Raw genomic sequence first — 22,065 nt, 5'->3', positions numbered from 1 at the left:
AAAACTGTCGGGGTATTACTTTACGAAAGACTCCTATTTTAGTAGGTTCCGTTTTGCATTTTTTCTAAGACTTCTTTCATCTCGCTTACTGTTTCTTCATCCTGAACTGTCCCGGAGTACTGCAATGCTTTTTCCTGAGTTTGGATTGCTTTTTCTTTTTGCCCGTTTTTATAATACAGCTGTGCTAATGTATCTAAATAATAAGGATTGTTTTTAGTTACAATCAGACTGTATTCAGACCAATTAATTGCATTTTTTACAAAATCAACATTGTCCTGTTTTGAAACAACTTCCCAGGCTGCTGAATTGCACAGATCAGAAAAATATGCTTTCAAAGAATTCCATCCTTCAAAAGAAAATTCACCAGAAGAATCTAGTGCATTGTACAATTCGTCTAATCTTTCAAACGGATTGCCTTTTTCTAACGATAAATATTCATTAAAGAAACCATTAAATTCTTTCGGATATGCAGGCTCATCTTCCAGAATAGCAAAATAGTTTTTATAAAAAAATAAACTACCCTTGCCTGATTCGATTAGCTTTTTATAACTCTTAATTGTCTGGTTTTTATTTGTTTTACCAGGAATTTCATCTCCTAAACTGTTACCATTCGTATACAAAGCGTTGGAAATTTGATCTACTAAAGAAAAATCCACCGGTATAGTTGTTTTTTCTTCGCCTTTGGTTGCTTCAATCGCATCATAATGCTTAATTAAATAATCAATCGCAAGAAAATCAGTAGTATTAAACACTCTGTCTTCATTAAAAAACAACTTATAAAACCCCTGATTATTAATTTCTTTAAGGATCGTTTCAACCAAAAGCATATTCGGTTTTGTATCTTTTTGATGGTTTTCAATTACTTTTTTCCAAATTTGCAAAACATTCTTTTTTTCAAAAGCAAACTTACCCAGTTTAAAGCCTGTCGAAATTACTCCATTTTCCGTTTCGGAACCTGTCTCATAATCCCCTAAAATGGCTGCTTGGTTAAAGGCCGCAATCAGATCAGCATCTGTCGCTTTTTTATTTCTGATAACCTTATTAAAAATATAGAAAGCATTTGCTTTCTCAAGCTTTTTTGGAAATCCGTTATAAAAATTAAATACTCCTTTCTCCTCCTCTAAAGTAGATTTCACACTGGTCAGAACATCACCGGCATTATTTAAAACAATCACACTGGGTGTATCTGAAAACTTATTTTTCTTAAGCCAGTTTTTATCATCTGCACTCGCTAAATAATAATTAAAAACATCAAATTCAGCATGATAGGCATCATACATATTAGTTGAAATTTCTGCTTCCCTATCTTTCACAAATTGATCAAAATCGGCTTTTGCGGAAGGATTTTTATCGTTTGAATAAACAACCAAAAATTTCGTTTTTGAATTTTTAGTTGCCGCAATAGCATCCTTCAAATTATTTTCGATTTTAAGTTTAAAATCGAACTTCGGAGAATCGTTTTCATCTACACCAGCTATACTATCTGTAGAAACCGCTTCATTGCCAAAATTTTCATCAACTAACGACTCTTTGCCTGGATAGGTCCAATTAGGAATATTCTGACTCTCAATAGCACTAACTTTTACTTCACTTTCAGGCTTCTGCTCTTTCTCATTTACAAAAAACAACGGATTCTTCCCTCCTTTATCAGAAATCTGAAGTTTATTTGTTTTCTTATCCAAAAAACCGGAAATCTTTAAGTCCTTCTCAATACCCGAATTGTATTTAATTGTTATTTCTGCAACATCCTTCGGCAGAGCATACTTATAAAGCTTAGTTTCGGTTTCAGAACCTTCTAATACTAAATACAAAAAATCACTTCTATCAATCTTAAATTCTATATCCGCATCTCTCCATTCTGGATCTATTTCATTCTTAATATCTAACAGTTTTTGATATTGAATTGCCCCGCTTCCTTTTTGTGTTCCTATATAAAATGGATAAAAAGAAGGATCTATAAATTTAACTTTAACTTTTTTTGCATTCTTATCCTTTATCATAGCAAGATCGAAACCTTCTTCAGTACTCAACTCTTGAGAGAAGGATAATGAATCTCCCTTTATACTGTAATCTCCCGAATACAATATTAATTCATACTTATTATTCTCTAATAAATTTAATTTGATCTTTTGCCCTCTGTTCGTCGACAAATAAGTTCCTTTTTCAATACTTTTTGTTTGAGAAAAAGAAGTAAAAACTAAACAAAAAAACATTAAAAAACTCCATGTAAAATTGCGCATGTTTAAAATTTTGGTTGTTAATATCGCGCGCAAAGATACCCTATTGTAATTGAAATTGAGTACTAAAAATATAACATTTGTACTTAAAATACTATAAATTATATTTCATTGAAAAGATGATATAACGAGGCTGCACTGTGTATTGCGAAACTCTTGTAGAAAACTGAGAAAAGCTATCATCATTAAGATATTTTGTATTTAAGAGGTTAGTAGCCGCGATTTTATACTCCCATTTGCTGTCCTTTTTTTGATAAATTAAGCTCGCGCTTAAGAAATCATATTCGTTGTCAACCGTTTTGTTTCCATTATAATAATGGTAGAACTCATACTCTGAAACAAAAGAAAAACTGTCTAAGAAATAATAATCCAATCTTGCAAATGGCTTGTCGGTATAAAAAGTTGAACCACTGTATTTGTTAACCAAAAGATTATAGCCAAATTCTATATTTGGAAGCTTTTTATAATTTGTTGAAGCTTTGACGGTATAACTTTGACTGAAACTTTCTGTGGTTGACAATTGGTCATTTTGAATATTATTGAATCTAGACCAATTAAAACTAGCATTTACCGAAGCTTTATAATTCTTTAAAAACGAACGCCCGTAATTTCCCATTCCTGTAAAAGTTTCATCGGCCAGATTCGAATTATAGGGCGACGAAGACTGGTTAATTCCTTCAAAATTGGCTTTTGTTTTAATGGCGTCAACTTTTCTTGTATAGGTTGCATTGGCAAAAATATTCTCAAAATTGAACATATTGTATTTGAAATAACGCAACGAATGTACCTGCGAAGTGGCATTTTCGAGATAGCGATTTCCTCTAAACAAACTGCTGTAATCGGACAAAACATAACCTGAAGCCAATTGATTGATATCGGTAAAATCGTTCGACAAAGAGAAATTATAGGTCAGCGTTTCTGATTTTTTGATTTGGTACAAGGCAAAAAAATCAGGAAGTACTTTGATGAAATTTTGCGAATAATCTGTTCCGGATTGGGTATTTTTCATGTTGTAAGTATGCACACTCACCCCGGGTGTCAAGGTAAATTTTCCAGCCAGTATCTTGTAATGAAATCCCAGAAACGCATCATTAAAATTGTATTTTACCCGATTGTTATTCTCCGGATTGCTCAAATCATTTTTAATACCATTGTCCAGAACCTGAAAAATATGCGAATTAAAATCCTGATACGAAAATGTGTTTCCAAGGGTAATATTGATGTTGCTTTTTGGCGTTACCATATAGTAATAATCCAATTTAGCATCTACTTTATTAGTTTTCACAAATCGCTGCTGATTCAGATCGTTTCTATCCTGTCCTGAAGTATAGCCTGCCAGATCAAAAGGCTGTGTGCGCAAATTAGCATTGTAAAATGGATTTTCATCCTGATACAAGTGTTGCATTTCAAAAGCAAAAATGTTTTTGTCGCTCTGGGTATAATACAAACTCAGGTCCTGATTTATTGAGGTCGGGTCCTGTTTTTTATTGGTTAAAATAGTCTCTAAAGCCGAAACATTGCTCACAACCGATTCCCGCAACAGATTGGTGTCTTCATTTTGTGAGGATAATTTTGTGAGGATGTCATAGTCAAACTGAAATTTGTCGTTGGGTTTATAACTCGAACTGAGTTTAAACAATCCCAAGTTATTTTTCTGATGGGTGAGTTCATCTCTTTTTTGCTCGTCTCCCGAATCTAAAATAGTGGTTTGTGATTTAGTTTCCAGATCTGTTTTTGAAGTAGATAGTATTCCAAAACCGCTAATATTCCATTTTTTTGTAATGGAGTAGGCAAAGTTTGTGGCTCCGAATTTTGTTTCAATTTCTTTCGCCCTATTATTTCTCAGAATGGATATTCCCAAATCATTAGACGAAACATTAAAATTACTCCCTCCCTTTTTCATCATGTTTTTAAATCCGCCTGTAAATTTAAAATAGTCCTGCGCTGTAAGGGGTAATTCACCAATATTATTAAAATTCGTAATCAAATTAATGCTGTATTCCGGACTGTAGTAAAACAATTTCGGATTGATAATATAGCGACTCTCCAGTTCTCCAACTCCGGTTCCGGCTGTCATATCACCAAACCAGAAGTTCTTTTTACCTTCTTTCAGTTTAATATTCATCGCCACGTTATCCTGATCATTTTCTAATCCTTTTAATGCCCCAACTTCATTGTAATTTCTTAAAACCTGAATTTTATCGATCGCGTCTGCCGGAATATTTTTAACTCCAAGTTTGGTATCTCCGTCAAAAAAATCTTTTCCTTCGACCATTAATTTGCTGACTTTTTTTCCTTCAACTTCGATTTCTCCATCGGCATTTACCTCAACACCCGGTAGTTTTTTCAATACATCTTCCAGTTTTTTTTCGGTTCCGGATTTAAACGAATCGGCATTGTAAACGATGGTATCGCCTTTTATCGAAACAGGCATTTCGTGAACAATCTCAACACCTTCCAACTCAATACCAGCATCATCCATAACAATATTCTGAACGATATTAGTGCTTTGCGTTGTAATCGCAATTTCTTTAGATTTCATCCCCAGGTAACTGATTTTAATCAAATAAGAAGTGTTTGGCTTCAATGTCAATTGAAACTTTCCTTTGTCGTTGGTAATTCCGTAAGAATCCATAGCTTTTGTAGCGGTGTTAACAGCCATAACATTGGCCATTTCCAGCGGATTCTTTTTTTCATCCTGAATAAAGCCGTCAAACCGAACCGTTTGGGCAACACAAAGAGAGGTCATTAAAAAAATCACGAAGACAAGTATATTTTTCATTGGAAAAAACTAAAGGTGATGTGCTAAATATTAACGTCTTATCAATACAGGACCACCGCCAGGACCGCCTTCGCGACCACGGTTCATTTCTCTAAATTCTTCCATTTTCTTAATGACCGTTTCGTCATAATCCTTTTGAGAAATCACTTTCCCTTTTTTGGAAGGTTTGATCTCTGTTTTATCTTTGGCGTTCAATACGATTTTCGAACATAAAATGGTAGTTCTTCCGTCATTTACTTCTAGAATTAAACCCGGTAATCCCCAATAATTCTCAGGACCCTGATTTACAGGAATCTCCGGCGAGTACCAGGCTGTTATAATAATCTCTTTAGGCATTTCAAAATTGTCTGCGAAGTTCGTTTTGGTTTCTCCTGAAGTTTTTCCTGCATCGCCTTTTTTCACCTCAGGTTGTTTATCCTCCTTATTTTTAGGCCTGAAATTCCTGAAATCGGTTTTACTGGCTTCTTTTACTGCCGTTGCTTTGTAACAGGTATACCCTCCTATTTGTTTTGTTTCAGCTTCCATTTTCCAGTTTAGCTTAGGTAGAGAGTCTATTACCAGAAATTCTTTTCCCATAAACTCCTTATCTACAGTGTAGGTTTTAGCCTTTACATCTTTATAAAAGGTTCCGCCACCACCCATAAACGAATTTACCATGACACGCATTCCTCCTCCCTGTTGTCCCGGAGCGTCGAGCTTTTCTTCTTCTTTATAAATAGAAGCCGATTTGTCAAAATTCAGAATAAATGTTTTTTCAAGCATTTTCTTCATTCGCTCTTCTATGTTCTTTTGCATTTCGGGCGTAATATCGCGGTTCGTACTCATGCCTTCAAATTTTGGCGCCTGTGTTTTTGATTCGTAAACCGCCATTCCCTGAAATTCTTTCTGAGCCTGCATCTGTGTAATTACAAGCAGCATCGACATATAATAGATTACTTTTTTCATTGTGTTTTCTTTAAAAAGTGAGAGAGTGTAACAAACTTATATTCAAATGTATTGTTTATTTTAAAATACAGAAAGTTAAATATATCAACTCCTATATCTTATAGACAAAATCATCTATTAGCCAGACAATTATGATTTCTGAAGTGTCAAAGTCTAAATCTTGGTGTTTTGCGCCATTTCTTCTTTAGTTTTTCGTAATTTGGCTTTTAGAAACGTAAACATCATGAACAGAGCGACACATTTATTTCTTTTATCTTTTCTTTTTGTGGTCTGTTCTTTCTCAGCTGTTTTTTCGCAAAGTCAAAAAATAAAGACGGTGCCTCTTTCTCATTTTACCAATACTTCAGATCAATTTCTGGGTTATGATTCTTTTGGCTACTACTATCAGATTAAAAATAATGTCTTCAGCAAAATCAAAGAAAAAGAGATCTTTGAATATAAAAATGTCTCACTCGGAACAATCACGAAAGTCGATTTACAAAATCCGCTTAAAATAGTTTTATTTTATGAAAACTTCAACACAGTTATTTTACTGGACAATCAACTGAATAAAATCACAGAGATTAATTTTTCCCTGAACAATACACCAATTATTGTTTCTGCAATCGGAATGTCAACACAAAACCAATTATGGATTTACAATGCTCTAAATCAACAAATTGGTCTTTTTGATTATCTGAATAATGAATACAAAACCGTTTCTACACCTTTAACAGAAACGATAAAATATTACCAGACCGATTTCAATACTTTTTATTGGATCGACAAAAAAAACAATTGGTTTTCGTGTACTATTTTTGGAAAAACCACTGCTTTGGGGAAAGTACCCGATTTTGATGCTGTCGAAATTGTTAACAATTACCAGTATATTTTTAGCAAGGCTAATTTGCTGTATTTTAAAGACATTACTACCACGGACTCAAATGCATTTTCTGAAATTGAAGTTTTAGAAAAATCGTTTGACAAATTCTGCTACAAAGACCAAATTTTATCTATTTTTACAACTAAAGAAATCACAAATTATAAAATCGTAACACCGTAATGCACATAGCAATAGCAGGAAATATAGGAGCTGGAAAAACTACTTTAACTAAATTGTTGGCTAAACATTTCAAATGGGAACCCCATTACGAAGATGTAGTTGATAATCCGTATTTAGATGATTTTTACCATCAGATGGAGCGTTGGTCTTTTAATCTTCAGATTTATTTCCTGAACAGCCGTTTCCGTCAGGTACTGCAAATTCGCGAAAGTGGAAAGAAAATTATTCAAGACAGAACTATTTACGAAGATGCTTATATTTTTGCTCCCAACCTGTATTCGATGGGATTGATGACAAGCCGTGACTTTGAAAATTACACCTCTCTTTTTGAATTAATGGAATCTTTAGTAAAAGCTCCTGATTTATTAATTTATTTAAGAAGTTCAATTCCAAACTTAGTGGGTCAGATTCACAAACGTGGCCGTGATTACGAAAATTCTATTTCAATCGACTATCTAAGTCGTTTGAATGAAAGATACGAAGCATGGGTGCAAACCTATACCAAAGGAAAATTATTAATTATTGACGTTGACAATATTAATTTCGTAGACAATCCTGAAGACTTAGGAAACATCATTAATAGAATTGATGCTGAGTTGAACGGACTGTTCTAGAAACACGAATTTCACAAATTTACACCAATGAAAATGCCTCTAAATATTTAGAGGCATTTTTTATGGATTTATATGTTTCGAACCTACGGTTCTTTGTTTTGTGTGTTTATTTCGAAACATACAAAATAGATCGAGCCGATGGCTCTTTTTTTCGGGAATGTTCATCGAAAAATAAGAAGAAATACATTATCCGATTCCCAAACCTAATTATACCTAACAGGTTTTAAAAACCTGTTAGGTATAATTGTATTATTTTGTTGCTTCAATTTTTGCTTTTACTTCTGCTTCTGTTCCTTCAAAAACTTCTGTAGTGGTTTTACCGTTTTCAGTTTTGGTTACTGTTCCTACTGTGACACCGTTAGCAGTAGACAAGTTTACCTCTACTCTTTTTTTACTGTATTTTGTAGTATCAAAACAATCTGTTTTTTGGTGAATGTATTTTCCGTTTGCATCATAATGTGACAGGCATTTTGCTGTTTCTTCTGCTGAACAACCTTTGTCTTTGCACATTTTTATACATTCTTCTTTGCTCATCAATGAGAAATCACCGCATTTCGAAACACCAGCTACATGCATTTCCGTTTTGCAGCAAGTTCCTTTTTCGGTCATTCCTGAAGACGAATGTCCTTCTCCTAAAATAGGTGCAATTACCAAACCGATCAAACAAGTCAGTTTGATTAAAATATTCATAGATGGTCCTGAAGTATCTTTAAACGGATCTCCGACTGTATCTCCCGTTACTGCTGCTTTGTGCGCATCAGAACCTTTGTACGTCATTTCACCGTTGATTAAGACTCCAGCTTCAAATGATTTTTTAGCATTGTCCCAGGCGCCACCGGCATTGTTTTGAAAAACAGCCCACAATACTCCGGACACTGTTACTCCGGCCATATATCCTCCTAACATTTCAGCTATTAACTGATTGTTGTCTGCATAAACCAGTTTACCTAAAAGCACGATTGCAATTGGGAAACCAATAGTTAAAATTCCCGGAAGCATCATTTCGCGCAAAGCTGCCTTTGTCGAAATTTCAACACATTTACCATATTCAGGTTTTCCGGTTCCTTCCATAATTCCAGGAATTTCCTTAAACTGACGACGTACTTCGTATACCATATCCATAGCTGCTTTTCCAACAGAATTCATCGCCAATGCCGAGAAAACTACAGGGATCATTCCACCCACAAACAACATAGCCAAAACCGGTGCTTTAAAAATATTGATTCCGTCAATTCCGGTAAAAGTTACATAAGCTGCAAATAAAGCCAAAGACGTTAAAGCCGCTGAGGCAATAGCAAATCCTTTTCCGGTTGCAGCGGTAGTATTACCAACTGAATCTAAAATATCTGTTCGGGTACGAACTTCTTTTGGTAATTCACTCATTTCGGCGATTCCTCCGGCGTTATCTGAAATTGGTCCGAAAGCATCGATCGCCAATTGCATAGCCGTAGTAGCCATCATTGCAGAAGCTGCTAAGGCAACTCCATAAAATCCTGCTAAAGCATAAGAAATCCAGATAGCAGCCGCAAATAATAAAACAGTTGGGAAAGTCGAAATCATTCCTGTTGCCAAACCTGCAATCACATTTGTTCCCGCTCCTGTTGATGATTTTTGTACAATTGCCATAACCGGTTTTGTTCCTAATCCGGTATAATATTCTGTTACTGATGAAATAGCTCCACCAACCACTAATCCGACCAATGTGGCATAAAAAACACGCATGGATGAGATGTCTTTGGATCCTTCTCCGAAGAAACTCATTTGCATAGTTTCCGGCAGCATATGCTGTACTAAAAAGAAACAGGCAATTGCGGTTAAAACAATTGAAACCCAGTTTCCTATATTTAGTGCTTTTTGTACCTGTGCTTCTTTGGCATTATCATCGGATATTTTTACCAGCGTCGTTCCAATAATCGAAAATAGAATTCCGAAACCGGCAATTGCCATTGGAAGCAAAATTGGTCCGATTCCACCAAAAGCATCCTGAATATTGCCTCCCATATCTTTAATCACATAGTTTCCTAAAACCATTGCGGCCAGAACTGTCGCTACATACGAACCAAATAAATCGGCTCCCATACCAGCAACGTCTCCTACGTTATCTCCTACGTTATCTGCAATTGTAGCCGGATTACGAGGATCATCTTCCGGAATTCCGGCTTCCACTTTACCTACTAAATCGGCACCAACATCGGCAGCTTTAGTATAAATTCCACCACCTACTCTTGCAAACAAAGCAATTGATTCAGCACCAAGTGAGAACCCAGCTAACGTTTCCAGAACAATAGTCATTGTTTCTGTATCTTTCCATACACCCCCGGATAAAATATTAAAGAAGATAATAAAGAAACCTGTAAGTCCTAAAACCGCTAAACCTGCAACACCAAGTCCCATTACAGTTCCTCCGCCAAACGAAACTTTTAAAGCCTGCGGTAAACTTGTACGGGCAGCCTGTGTAGTCCTAACATTTGTTTTAGTTGCGATTTTCATACCTATATTACCAGCATAAGCTGAAAATAAGGCTCCAAATATAAAAGCAACTACTATTAATAAATGCGTTTTAACTCCTGGAATAAAAGTAATTCCGGCCAGAGCAATACTGGCAATAATTACAAAAATGGTCAATAATTTATATTCTGCTTTTAAAAAGGCAAGAGCCCCTTCATAAATGTGTTCTGAAATCTCTTTCATTTTTCCGTCGCCCGCATCTTGTTTTAAAACCCAAGCCCTTTTTATTCCCATGAAAAGTAATCCTAAAATTGCCATAACAATTGGCAAATAAATCATAAATGCATTCATAATATAGTAATGGTTTTTTTGGTTAATAGTTAAAAGTCAATAGTCTAACTAAAACGAATTTAAACAAAAAAGCAATACTCCTGACGGTAGTATTGCTTTTTTTATAATAGAGCGGGCTAAAAATTATTTAATGCTAAATAATCCTTCCGGTTTGTTTTCAATATCATCAAAACGTTTTGTACACTCAGCGATAATTGCAAATGCTTCGTTTACATCTCCCCAACCTTCTACATCTACTTGTTTGTTTTCAAGATCTTTGTATACCTGGAAGAAATGCTCGATTTCTTTTAATAAGTGTCCGTTGATATCAGAAAGATCATTTAATGAATTCCAGATTGGATCAGAAACTGGTACACAAATAATTTTTTCGTCTGGACCTTTATCATCTGCCATGTGGAAAACTCCAATTGGCTTTACTTCCATAACACATCCTGGAAAAGTTGGTTCGTTTACTAAAACCAATACATCAAGAGGGTCACCATCAAGAGCTAAAGTTTCCGGAATAAATCCGTAATCAGCTGGGTACATCATTGAAGAGAATAACATTCTGTCGAAACGCATTCTTTTAATTTCAAAATCGTATTCGTATTTATTTCTGCTTCCTCTTGGTATTTCGATTAACACATCGAAAGTTGTTAGTTTGTCTGCGGTCATTTTCGTTTTTTATTGTTTCTATAATTTCGACTGCAAAAGTAACTAAAGAATCCCTTTTTACAATAAAAAACTGCATTTATCTATATACTTTTCTTTTAAAAAACAGGGAGTTAATAGGTAATCTTCCGATTTCTTTTGTTTAGATAATAATGCCAAAGCAAATAGGTTGCATAGGATCGATACGGACTCCATTGTTCAGCATGAATTTCCATTTCCCGCCTGTCGTGAATGTTCAATAATTCTTTGATGGTGTTGACAACTGCAATATCTCCCAACGGAATCAAATCAGGCTCCTGAAGACAAAACATCAGATAAATATCAATCGTCCAGTTTCCGATCCCTTTCAGCTTAATAAGCTCTTCGCGAACTTCATTTGCTGATTTTACAGCCAAACTTTCAATATCCAGCTCTTTACTTAGGACTGCTTCGGCCAATATTTTAATGTATTTTGTTTTTTGACGGCTTACACCCAATGCGCGGAACTCTTCGTCCGATAAAACCGCCATGGTTTCAGGATTACAGGTGGTATAAGCTTTTATTTTTAAGAATGTAGCTTTCGCCGAATCGATTGAAACTTGTTGCTCCAGGATCAACAATACCAGGGTCTCGAAACCTTGCGGCCGCTTTGGAATTGGCGGCAGTCCATATTTTTCGATAATTTCCAGAAAAATCGGATTCTTTGCAGATAAAAAATCGATGGCTTCTTGCATAACCTTATTTTAAGTTTATTCAAAATTAAATAAAAATTACTGCAATAATTATCCTGAAATATATTCCCCGTAAGGAAGTTTATTCACAGCATAAATAATGATAGAAGATAATAACAAACACAATAGCGTCGTAATTGGAATAGCCAAAACCGGATTTATAAAATCATAATCGATTCCTGAAGACACCAGAAACCGGAGAACCAAAATATGAACCAGATAAATACCATAGCTGTATTTATTGATAAAACCAATCACCCGAACGAGAATTGGATTTGAAATTTTCGAATTTTTAAAGAAAACAAATAATCCAATAGAAACCAGCATTACATTAAAAGTCAGATAGCCATAGAAATATTCATTGAAACAGTCTTCTTCTGTCGACAGGAAATAAGTCCCGAGAATGGTAATAAGAGTACCTAAAAAAAGTAACAACACCGAAATCTGTTTCAGTCTTCGGGCATCGTATTGAAAGGACTTAACCGACAAATAATATCCCAAAACCAGATAACCTAAAAAACCTGTAAAGTAGGTCAGATCAACATTGATTCGAAAGGCAGCAAAAATGGGCTGATTAAGCATTAAAGCAAAAATCCAAATGCTCAAAAAATACAAGATCTCTTTTTCAGTAGCATTCTGAATCCACTTGCTTATAATCGGAATAAAAAGATAAATCCCGATGATCATATAAATGTACCATAAATGAAAGGAACTCCCTCCTATAAGAAGCGTGAAGGCCCGATTAAAAATATCGCCAAATGCTTTTTCAGATTGCACCAAAAATTCACTTCTGACGGTTAACAGTATATAGAAGAAACTCCAGAACAGGAAGGGTAGAATTATTCTTGAAAATTTTCTTTTCAAAAAATCACTCAGTTCGTATTTTTTATTGAGCATTAATGCTCCGGTAAGCATCAGGAAAACCGGAACGCAAAAACGCACCAGACCATCATAAACATTACCAGTCCACCAGGTAAAATTAGATATCGTACCATACTGATACAGAATATCACAGGCTACGTGTACAACAATTACACTGACAGTGGCTAAAACTCTAAGATTATTTGTCCAATTTAAATTCTTACTTTCGATAGCTATACTCATAGCAACTAAATTAAGAAAAAATCTGACAATTTATCTAAAAATAAAAACCAAACGATCCTTTTATCGCAAACTTAGTAGCGTCCGGCATGTTCATATAATTTCCTCTCCATGAGAAATCAAGACGGAATACTTTGAAGATATTTCCAATTCCGGCATTGTATTCCCAATACACATTTTCCGGCGCATTATAAGGCAATCCTGAAGCATTAATGGCACGGTTAGCATTAGAAATAGTTCCGTGTACCGCTCTTACTCCTACAAATTCTCTCCAGTTTAATTTTCTCATGAACGGAATTCTTGCAAACAGCCTTCCTCCAAAATCATGATTCCATTGTAAAGTAGTATACTGGTCAGTTATAAACTCGTAGAAATTTAAGTTACTAAAGGTATTTTCGATGGTAAAATAAGTCTGATTTCCGGGAATTACACTCATCAATCCTAATGGAATGGTACCAAAGGTTTTTCCGGTTTCAAGGATAATATTCGATCTTCCTAATGGCCCGATAATAATAGGCTGCTTGTAAAACAACTGTACTTTTTGGTACGCAAAATCGCTGTTTAAAACCCCTTTCAAACCATAACTAAAGTTGACAAAGAAATGACTGAACGGGCTGTCAACAATATTTCGTTCTACTCCAAAACCGATTGTCTTACGATTAGGCATAAACTCAAACTGAATATTCGCTTCTGACTGTGTTACTTTGTTTGCTATTACACCAGCCGGATTTGCTGCTGTTGGCAAAGTAGTATAATAGTCTAAACTAAAGATCGGAGAAGCCGATTCTAAAGTTCTGTATGAAACTCCGGCCTGAACAACGAAATTCTTCATAGGCTCCATTTCAAGCGAAATATTGCTCAGATTAATGTTGGTCAATTTTCCATTACTTCCCGTGGTAAATAATGCGGAAGAAGCAAAACTTCGTCCTAAAATATCATTTGTAGTCGTTAAGCTGGCACCAATTTGCTCGATGTCACGCCTGTTTCCTCCGGAAATAATGATTCGGCTTTTCTTGTCCACCATCCATTTTCCGGAAACTCCATATTTGAATTTATTATCGTCAAAACCATATGCGGTGTAAGCTTGTATACGCCATGGATCATTAGGTCCAAAATAAGTCCTTCCTCCTGCTCGCAATCTCAACCCTTCAACTTCGTTATACCCGAAAGTGGAGAAGATAGGTCCAAAATCAAAATTCTTGAACTCGACATAACCACTACCCAAAATAGAAACTAAACTATAGAGCTGCTTGAATCTTTTGACCGTTTGCAGCGTATCGAGCATCTTGTAAATACCCTGCTCGTCCTTATTGAGTTTTTCAAAACGGTTTTCATCCCAAAATTCATTCGATTTGTTGTAAACAGCATTATCAATAAAATTGACTTCCTGCTTGTAAAAACTCTCCGGTTTTTGAAGATTGAATTTATGATCTTTATACAAAGTTGTTCGTTTCCCGTAAACTCCTTTTGATTTTTCTTTTTTATTCAAAGCAAAATCAGACATCATATAATCACGGGTCAAGAGAAATACAGAATCATTCTCAACCTCAAATTCCTGTTCGATATAAATATCTTTTACCCAGTTAATATTGGCGCTTTTAGTAACAGCCATATTAATTTTTTTGATAGCAAAAGTGGTATCGTTTACCCAAAAATCTCCTTTAAAAGTCAGTTCGTTTTTACGTCTTGGGTAAAAAACGATATTGTAACACCATTTTTTATCGACATAAGCACTGTCTTTTAAAACGTAATTGTAGACATCAATTCCTGTTCTGGAAAGCGGACTTGTAAAGCTCTTGTCGAAGAATTTAAGATGATTGTCGTAGATGTTATAATCAGAGTACAGATCCTTCACGAAAGATAAAATCTGCTGATTGCCATTGAACCCCGAAGTTTTATTTCCGGTCAGGTTCTCTTTTGTTTTCTTTAATTTATTATCTCCATACACATCATACAGCGACTCGCTAATAAAAATCGGCAGATATGTTTTCCCGGTAACTTCAGATGTATCAACGTGTTTGAATACAAATTCCATTCCTTTGAAGAGTTTATTCTTCATAAAAGCACTATCAATCGTGTTCATATCAAACTCGACTTTTTCGTACTTTTGCATCTGATACTGATTGAATTGGTACAGTCCGTTTTTACGTTTACGCTCCCATATTTTTCTCAAAATATCTAGTGCCGGATTATTCTTCTTAGAGGTTTTTCCGGTAAAAATTACGACTTCATTCAATGCTTCAGCTTCACTTAAAACTATCTTAAAGTCATAGTTTACGGCTTTTTCCAGTGTAACTTCCCGATCTGAGAATCCTGCCGAACTTACTAATAAAGTGGTATAAGTATTAGGTGATTCCAGATAGAAACGCCCATCTTCATTAGAAACGATTCCAGTATTTGATCCTTTAAAAACAACATTAGCAAACGGAATGGGCTGATTAGATTTGTCCAAAACAATTCCACTCACTTTAGTTTGTGCAATAACGCTGCCCGCCATTGCGAGTACAAAAAACAAGCTAAGTAAAATTATTCTTTTCATAATCTGGCAAAAAAAAACTTCATCAATAATAAGTATGACTGATGAAGTTTTATAAGTATCGTTTATTTACTATTTGTACATTACTTTCTTTACTGCTTTTACTACATCAGCTGCATTTGGCAACCAGTCTTTTAGTAAAACAGGAGAGTAAGGCGCAGGTGTATCTGCTGTTGTAATACGTTGAATTGGCGCATCAAGAAAATCGAAAGCCTGTTCCTGAACGATGTATGTGATTTCAGATGAAACACTTGCAAACGGCCAAGCTTCTTCTAAAATTACCAAACGGTTCGTTTTTTTAACAGAAGTAAGAATAGTTTCTTTATCCATTGGACGAACTGTTCTTAAATCGATAATTTCACAAGAAATTCCTTCTTTAGCTAATTCATCAGCAGCAATAAAAGCTTCTTTGATAATTTTTCCAAAAGAAACAATTGTAACATCTTTTCCTTCACGTTTAACATCGGCAACTCCTAACGGAATTGTATATTCTCCGTCCGGCACCTCACCTTTGTCACCATACATTTGCTCAGATTCCATAAAAATTACAGGATCATTATCACGAATAGCAGATTTTAAAAGTCCTTTTGCATCATAAGGAGTTGAAGGCACAACAACCTTAAGTCCCGGAGTATTAGCAAACCAGTTTTCTAAAGCTTGCGAGTGAGTCGCTCCTAATTGACCTGCAGAAGCAGTTGGTCCACGAAAAACGATAGGCACATTAAATTGTCCTCCTGTCATTTGACGCATTTTAGCAGCGTTATTTATAATTTGATCAATACCTACTAAACAGAAGTTGAAAGTCATGTACTCTACAATAGGACGACAACCGTTCATCGCTGATCCTACTGCAATCCCTGTAAAACCAAGCTCAGCAATTGGAGTATCGATTACTCTTTTTTCTCCAAACTCAGCAAGCATTCCTTTTGAAGCTTTGTAAGCTCCGTTGTATTCTGCAACTTCTTCGCCCATTAAATATATGGATTCATCGTGACGCATTTCTTCGCTCATCGCTTCACAAATGGCCTCTCTAAATTGTATTGTTCTCATATTTATATTGTATGTTGAATTTTCTGAAGAGCAAAAATAAATATTTTAAATAACTTAAAAGCATAAATTGAATTTAAAATCACACGAACTTCCTCCTGTCTTGCGCTTTTAACTTTTTAAAATTTATTGTGATATTTACGAAATCGATGTAATTGCAACTTTATCACCAAAAACTTTTTCTGTTGGATTCTGATTCAGCAAAATTCTTCCTCTCTAACGCAACAACTCAAATTATAGTATAAAATGAAGCAAATTTTAACAGTTCCCATAAAACCCTCTTTGCAAAATCCTTAAGAATCAGCCGGTATCAATGTATTATCAATATTCGGTGACTCCGAAAGACTTTCATAATTGCACAATCTGCGAAAACGTAATAGTTTTTAAAAAATATTATGCACGCATAGTATATTATTTCAATTTTAATTTCTAAATTTGTAGAAGCATTTTATAATTTATCAAAATATATACTTATGAAAATATTAGTTTGCATCAGCCATGTGCCTGATACTACTTCAAAAATTAACTTCTCCAATGGTGACTCAGAATTCGATACCAATGGTGTTCAATATGTAATTAATCCTAATGACGAGTTTGGTCTTACCCGTGCAATCTGGTTTCAGGAGCAACAAGGTGCAACTGTAACCGTTGTAAATGTTGGAGGACCTGATACTGAGCCTACTTTACGTAAAGCTTTGGCAATTGGTGCAAACGAAGCAATTCGTGTAAATGCTAACCCAACTGATGGTTTTTTTGTTGCAAAACAATTGGCAGAAGTAATTAAAAACGGTGGTTATGATTTAGTAATTGCTGGAAAAGAATCTTTAGATTATAACGGAGGAATGGTTCCTGGAATGATCGCCGGAATCTTAGGCTCTAACTTTTTAAACTCTTGTACTGCTATCACTGTTGAAGGCAACAATGTAAAAGCCGTTCGCGAAATCGATGGTGGAAAAGAAACTGTAAGCACTACTTTACCTTTAATCATTGGTGGTCAAAAAGGTCTTGTTGAAGAAAAAGACCTGCGTATTCCAAACATGAGAGGAATTATGACAGCAAGAACAAAAGCTTTAACTATTCTTGAACCAGTTGATGCTCCTGTAAATACAAAAGCGGTGAAATTTGAAAAACCAGCTCCTAAATCAGCAGTAAAATTAGTTTCTCCTGATAATTTAGATGAGTTAATCAATTTATTACACAACGAAGCGAAAGTAATCTAGTAATCAGTATTCAGTCTCAGTTTTCAGCTCTGAAACCTGAAACTTTAAACTTCTAAACAAAAAATTATGTCAATATTAATATATGCAGAATCTGCAGAAGGAAAATTTAAAAAAGTAGCTTTCGAATTGGCTTCTTACGCTAAAAAAGTAGCCGAAACTTTAGGAACAACGGTTACCGCTTTAACTGTAAACATTAGCGATGTAAGCGAATTATCAAAATACGGAGTTGATAAAGTATTAAAAGTAAATAACGATAAATTAGCAGGTTTTACTGCTAAAGCTTATGCTGATGTTATCAAACAAGCTGCTGAAAAAGAAGCTACAAAAGTAGTTTTACTTTCTTCTACAACAGACAGTATTTACCTTTCTTCATTAGTTGCAGTAGCTTTAAACGCTGGTTTCGCTTCAAATGTAGTTGGATTACCGGTAAGTACTTCTCCTTTTCAAGTAAAAAGAAATGCTTTTTCTAATAAAGCTTTCAACATTACTGAAATCTCAACAGACATAAAAGTTCTTGGTCTGGCTAAAAACTCTTACGGAATTTTTGAAAGTGCAGGATCTGCTACCGAAGAAGATTTCAATCCATCTATTGGTGACAATGATTTTGGAGTAAAAGTAGAATCTGTAGAAAAAGTAAGCGGAAAAGTATCTATCGCTGATGCTGACGTTGTAGTTTCTGGAGGACGTGGATTAAAAGGCCCGGAAAACTGGGGCTTAGTTGAAGATCTTGCTGCGGTATTAGGTGCTGCAACAGCATGTTCTAAACCAGTTTCTGACTTAGGATGGAGACCTCACAGTGAACACGTTGGACAAACAGGAAAACCGGTTGCCACTAACTTATATATTGCAATAGGAATTTCCGGTGCAATTCAGCACATTGCAGGTATCAACTCTTCAAAAGTAAAAGTTGTAATCAACAATGATCCTGAGGCTCCTTTCTTTAAAGTGGCTGATTACGGAGTAGTTGGTGATGCTTTCGAAATTGTTCCGCAATTAATTGAGAAATTAAAAGCTTTTAAAGCACAACATTCTTAGTTTAAAAATTCTCTATAAAAATATAGCTACCTAAAAACAAGATAAATCGTATCTTTGTTTTAGGTAGCTTTTTTGTTCCATATTTTTTGATTAAAATTGCACCTTTATTTTTCAATCAAAAAAAGTATTAAAATGAGGCAATAATTGCCCTTTTTTACCCACATATATGAGTCTAGTAAAATTATCTATAAAAGGAATTTCATACAGTCAAACTCAAAATGGCGCTTATGCCTTAATTTTGAATGAAGTTGATGGCGAAAGAAAATTACCCATAGTTATTGGTGCTTTTGAAGCACAATCTATTGCTATCGCCCTGGAAAAAGAAATTAAACCCCCTCGTCCGTTAACACACGACTTGTTCAAAAACTTCGCTGAAAGATTTGACATTGTTGTAAAACAAGTTATTATTCATAAACTTGTTGACGGCGTTTTTTATTCGAGTTTAATCTGCGAAAGAGACAAAATCGAGGAAATTATCGATGCCAGAACTTCTGACGCCATAGCATTGGCCTTACGTTTTAACGCGCCAATTTTCACTTACAAAAACATTTTAGACAAAGCCGGAATTTACTTAAAATCAAATACTGCAGAAACCGATCAGGGTTCTCAGGAAATTGATGATGTACTCTCGAACCCTGAGACTTTTGGTCGCGAAGAAGAAAGTAATCAATCCGGAGATGTTTACGCCAAACATAGCCTGCAGGAACTAAACGAACTTTTAGATCAAGCCGTTTCTCAGGAAGATTATGAAAAAGCAGCAAAAATTCGAGACGAAATTTCGAAAAGATAATTTTAAGGCTGTAAGCCGTAAGCTTTAGGCTACAAGCTTAAAGCAAAAACATAAAAAACAAGCTTAGAGCATTAGGAAAAAACCTAAAGCTTAAAGCCTAAAGCTTAAAGCAATCATGAAACAATACTTAGATTTAGTACGGCATGTTTTAGATAACGGCTGTCAAAAAGGAGATAGAACGGGAACGGGAACCAAAAGTGTTTTTGGCTACCAAATGAGATTTGATTTAAGTGAAGGTTTCCCAATGGTTACAACCAAAAAACTACATTTAAAATCGATCATATATGAACTACTTTGGTTCTTAAAAGGCGATACGAATGTAAAGTACCTTCAGGAAAACGGAGTAAAAATCTGGGATGCCTGGGCAGATTCTAATGGCGATTTAGGCCCTGTTTACGGACATCAGTGGCGCAATTGGAACAGCGAAGAAATTGATCAGATCTCCGAATTGATTACAGAACTAAAAACGAACCCGAATAGCCGAAGAATGTTAGTTTCAGCATGGAACCCTTCAGTATTACCGGATACCAAAAAATCATTTGAAGAGAATGTAGCTAATAACAAAGCAGCTTTACCTCCATGTCATGCCTTTTTTCAATTTTACGTCACAAGTCCTGACACTGAAAAAGGAGAAACAAAAGGAAAACTTTCTTGTCAATTGTACCAGCGAAGTGCAGATATATTTTTAGGAGTTCCGTTTAACATCGCTTCTTATGCTTTGCTTACCTTAATGATTGCACAGGTTTGCGATCTTGAACCGGGGGAATTTATCCATACTTTTGGAGACGCACACATTTACAACAATCATTTTGAACAATTGGAACTGCAACTAACACGCGAGCCAAAACCTTTACCAAAAATGGTTTTAAATCCGGAGATTAAAAACATTTTTGATTTTGATTATAACGACTTCACGCTTTTAGATTACGAGCCACATGCTGGTATAAAAGGAAGTGTTGCTGTATAAAAACATAAAAAAATCCGCTTAAAATTTAAGCGGATTTTTTTATACTACCAGAACACTGTTTTCACTTCCGGCAAAATCATTCCACTTATACGAATCCGCCTCAGGATCGTTCGCGTAAACTCCGTCAATTACGTACTTAAATTCGTAAATGGCATCTTTCACTAGGTCATAAGTTGCTTTAAAAGTTCCGTTTTTCAACTTACTTAAAGTTCCTTCTTCGGGATTCCAATTGTTAAAATCACCAACAACTGCTGCCGAATTTGCATCTTTTGCATCGACTGTAAAAGTAACTTTACACACCGGCTTTGTTTTTACAAACTGTTTCTTCAAAGACATAACTGTTTAATTTTTAGATTCATAGACTAAATTACATAAATTCATCTGAACTCCCGACACCCCCATAAGCGATTTGTGATAATATCAAAAACACAATATTTTTTTAACCATATCAATAAATAAATCCGCATAAAATTTTAGATTCCAAAGCTCTAAGTTACTTTGACAGAAATATTCCCGAATCTAAATAGGGTCATTACAAAATAAATTCTAACTTTATGACCTCATTTATATCTTATGGAAAAGGAAGTACACGAACAATACGAATACGCCAGAAGAAGAATCAGACAAAAGAAAATCCTTTATTTTCATTTTGTACTTTTTCTTTTAGGAAGTTTATTTTTGTTTATCGGCAATAGATTTTTCGATTTAGGAGCCACCAGCGAACAAAATTGGTGCGTTTGGGCCATAACAATTTGGTTCTTTGTCTTTATTTTGCATTTCATCAAAGTGTATATTACAGACCGGTTCATGAACAAAAAATGGGAGAGAGAACAAATTGACCGGCTTGTTGCTTTGCAACAGAAAAGAATTAGTCAGTTAGAGTCGAAAATAAATGAAGATTCTGAAAATAAAATTTAGTTTAGAATGCCATGATTATAATGATAGCGGCTGTTGCCGAAAATAACGCACTTGGGAAAAACAATGAATTAGTTTGGCATTTACCAAATGATTTTAAAAGATTTAAATCTCTTACTACCAATCATCACATTATAATGGGAAGAAAAACTTTTGAAAGCTTCCCTAAACCTTTACCCAACCGAGTTCATGTTGTAATAACACGCCAAAGCGATTATCAACCAGAAGGCTGTATTGTTGTTGACTCTATTGAAAAAGCAATAGCAATCTGCCCTGAAAACGAAGACTCCTATATTATTGGAGGCGGTGAAATTTACAACCTTGGCCTACCTTATACAGACATCATTGAAATTACCAAAGTACATCACACTTTTGACGCAGACACTTTCTTCCCTAAAATTAGCAAAACCGACTGGCAGCTTGTAGAATCGGAAGAAAACTTTAAAGACGAAAAACATCTTTACGATTATACCTACGAAACCTATATTAAGAAATAAAAAAACATCCTCTTGTTGAGGATGTTTTCAAAAATAATTAATCTTTTAAATGGGCTCATTCAGGAAATAAGTTTAATAAAATAACAAATATTAAAAATAACATTTGAAATAATTGAATAACACTGTTTATTGAGATTTTATCTCACGGGCGTCTTTAATAACAAATACCACTAAGAT

The 22,065-nt window shown here is 35.0% G+C and carries 18 protein-coding genes; 8 read left to right on the top strand and 10 right to left on the bottom strand.

The window, feature by feature from the left end:
- Positions 1-38: 38 nt before the first annotated feature.
- From AC3IS6_RS07490 to AC3IS6_RS07480, 3 genes are all read right to left on the bottom strand, one after another.
- Positions 39-2,240, bottom strand: a complete 2,202-nt coding sequence (locus AC3IS6_RS07490; protein ID WP_489164326.1) for a CDC27 family protein — start codon at positions 2,238-2,240, stop codon at positions 39-41.
- Positions 2,241-2,331: 91 nt separating this feature from the next.
- Positions 2,332-5,019: a carboxypeptidase-like regulatory domain-containing protein gene (locus AC3IS6_RS07485; RefSeq protein ID WP_489164325.1), complete on the bottom strand. Its 2,688-nt coding sequence runs from the start codon at positions 5,017-5,019 to the stop codon at positions 2,332-2,334.
- 30 nt (positions 5,020-5,049) lie between these two features.
- Positions 5,050-5,964 carry a GLPGLI family protein gene (locus tag AC3IS6_RS07480; protein WP_489164324.1) on the bottom strand — a complete coding sequence of 305 codons (915 nt, stop codon included), beginning with the start codon at positions 5,962-5,964 and terminating at the stop codon, positions 5,050-5,052.
- 223 nt (positions 5,965-6,187) lie between these two features.
- On the opposite strand from AC3IS6_RS07480, the gene AC3IS6_RS07475 reads away from it, so the two are divergent.
- Entirely contained in the window at positions 6,188-7,006 is an 819-nt protein-coding gene (locus AC3IS6_RS07475; protein ID WP_489164323.1) for a hypothetical protein, read from the top strand.
- Positions 7,006-7,620, top strand: coding sequence for a deoxynucleoside kinase (locus AC3IS6_RS07470; RefSeq protein WP_041516522.1), 615 nt, complete (start codon positions 7,006-7,008; stop codon positions 7,618-7,620). The genes AC3IS6_RS07475 and AC3IS6_RS07470 overlap by 1 nt, the downstream gene beginning before the upstream one ends.
- Before the next feature lie 249 nt (positions 7,621-7,869).
- Here AC3IS6_RS07470 and AC3IS6_RS07465 read toward each other — a convergent pair whose 3' ends face one another.
- The 6 genes from AC3IS6_RS07465 to AC3IS6_RS07440 all read right to left on the bottom strand — a co-directional run bounded on the left by AC3IS6_RS07465 (position 7,870) and on the right by AC3IS6_RS07440 (position 16,467).
- Positions 7,870-10,419: a sodium-translocating pyrophosphatase gene (locus AC3IS6_RS07465; protein ID WP_489164322.1), complete on the bottom strand. Its 2,550-nt coding sequence runs from the start codon at positions 10,417-10,419 to the stop codon at positions 7,870-7,872.
- A gap of 123 nt (positions 10,420-10,542) precedes the next feature.
- Positions 10,543-11,073, bottom strand: a complete 531-nt coding sequence (locus AC3IS6_RS07460) for an inorganic diphosphatase (protein WP_173966547.1) — start codon at positions 11,071-11,073, stop codon at positions 10,543-10,545.
- Positions 11,074-11,183: 110 nt separating this feature from the next.
- Positions 11,184-11,783 carry a DNA-3-methyladenine glycosylase family protein gene (locus AC3IS6_RS07455; protein ID WP_489164321.1) on the bottom strand — a complete coding sequence of 200 codons (600 nt, stop codon included), beginning with the start codon at positions 11,781-11,783 and terminating at the stop codon, positions 11,184-11,186.
- Between the two features lie 48 nt (positions 11,784-11,831).
- Complete coding sequence (locus AC3IS6_RS07450; protein WP_489164320.1) at positions 11,832-12,884, bottom strand: acyltransferase; 1,053 nt, start codon at positions 12,882-12,884, stop codon at positions 11,832-11,834.
- A gap of 34 nt (positions 12,885-12,918) precedes the next feature.
- The gene (locus AC3IS6_RS07445) at positions 12,919-15,420 is read right to left on the bottom strand and encodes a DUF5686 and carboxypeptidase-like regulatory domain-containing protein (RefSeq protein WP_489164319.1); all 2,502 of its coding nucleotides are present in this window, start codon (positions 15,418-15,420) and stop codon (positions 12,919-12,921) included.
- 69 nt (positions 15,421-15,489) lie between these two features.
- On the bottom strand, positions 15,490-16,467 hold the full coding sequence (locus AC3IS6_RS07440; RefSeq protein ID WP_173966555.1) for a pyruvate dehydrogenase complex E1 component subunit beta: 978 nt from the start codon (positions 16,465-16,467) through the stop codon (positions 15,490-15,492).
- 470 nt (positions 16,468-16,937) lie between these two features.
- Here AC3IS6_RS07440 and AC3IS6_RS07435 point away from each other — a divergent pair, with 470 nt between their 5' ends.
- The 4 genes from AC3IS6_RS07435 to AC3IS6_RS07420 all read left to right on the top strand — a co-directional run bounded on the left by AC3IS6_RS07435 (position 16,938) and on the right by AC3IS6_RS07420 (position 20,476).
- Positions 16,938-17,684 carry an electron transfer flavoprotein subunit beta/FixA family protein gene (locus AC3IS6_RS07435; protein ID WP_173966556.1) on the top strand — a complete coding sequence of 249 codons (747 nt, stop codon included), beginning with the start codon at positions 16,938-16,940 and terminating at the stop codon, positions 17,682-17,684.
- A 66-nt stretch (positions 17,685-17,750) separates the two neighbouring features.
- A complete protein-coding gene (locus AC3IS6_RS07430) occupies positions 17,751-18,719 on the top strand; it encodes an electron transfer flavoprotein subunit alpha/FixB family protein (protein ID WP_489164317.1) in 969 nt (322 codons plus the stop codon).
- A 166-nt stretch (positions 18,720-18,885) separates the two neighbouring features.
- The gene (locus AC3IS6_RS07425; RefSeq protein ID WP_173966558.1) at positions 18,886-19,509 is read left to right on the top strand and encodes a bifunctional nuclease family protein; all 624 of its coding nucleotides are present in this window, start codon (positions 18,886-18,888) and stop codon (positions 19,507-19,509) included.
- 115 nt (positions 19,510-19,624) lie between these two features.
- Complete coding sequence (locus tag AC3IS6_RS07420; RefSeq protein WP_017498364.1) at positions 19,625-20,476, top strand: thymidylate synthase; 852 nt, start codon at positions 19,625-19,627, stop codon at positions 20,474-20,476.
- A gap of 39 nt (positions 20,477-20,515) precedes the next feature.
- Here AC3IS6_RS07420 and AC3IS6_RS07415 read toward each other — a convergent pair whose 3' ends face one another.
- Positions 20,516-20,812, bottom strand: a complete 297-nt coding sequence (locus AC3IS6_RS07415; protein ID WP_173966560.1) for an isoamylase early set domain-containing protein — start codon at positions 20,810-20,812, stop codon at positions 20,516-20,518.
- 237 nt (positions 20,813-21,049) lie between these two features.
- Here AC3IS6_RS07415 and AC3IS6_RS07410 point away from each other — a divergent pair, with 237 nt between their 5' ends.
- Together AC3IS6_RS07410 and AC3IS6_RS07405 are read left to right on the top strand one after the other, a co-directional pair.
- Positions 21,050-21,394, top strand: a complete 345-nt coding sequence (locus AC3IS6_RS07410) for a 2TM domain-containing protein (RefSeq protein ID WP_173966561.1) — start codon at positions 21,050-21,052, stop codon at positions 21,392-21,394.
- 11 nt (positions 21,395-21,405) lie between these two features.
- Complete coding sequence (locus AC3IS6_RS07405; protein WP_489164315.1) at positions 21,406-21,888, top strand: dihydrofolate reductase; 483 nt, start codon at positions 21,406-21,408, stop codon at positions 21,886-21,888.
- The last annotated feature ends 177 nt before the right edge of the window (positions 21,889-22,065 follow it).

Source organism: Flavobacterium sp. KH_035, from assembly GCF_057839565.1.
This window is presented reverse-complemented; position numbering and strand designations above follow the sequence as displayed.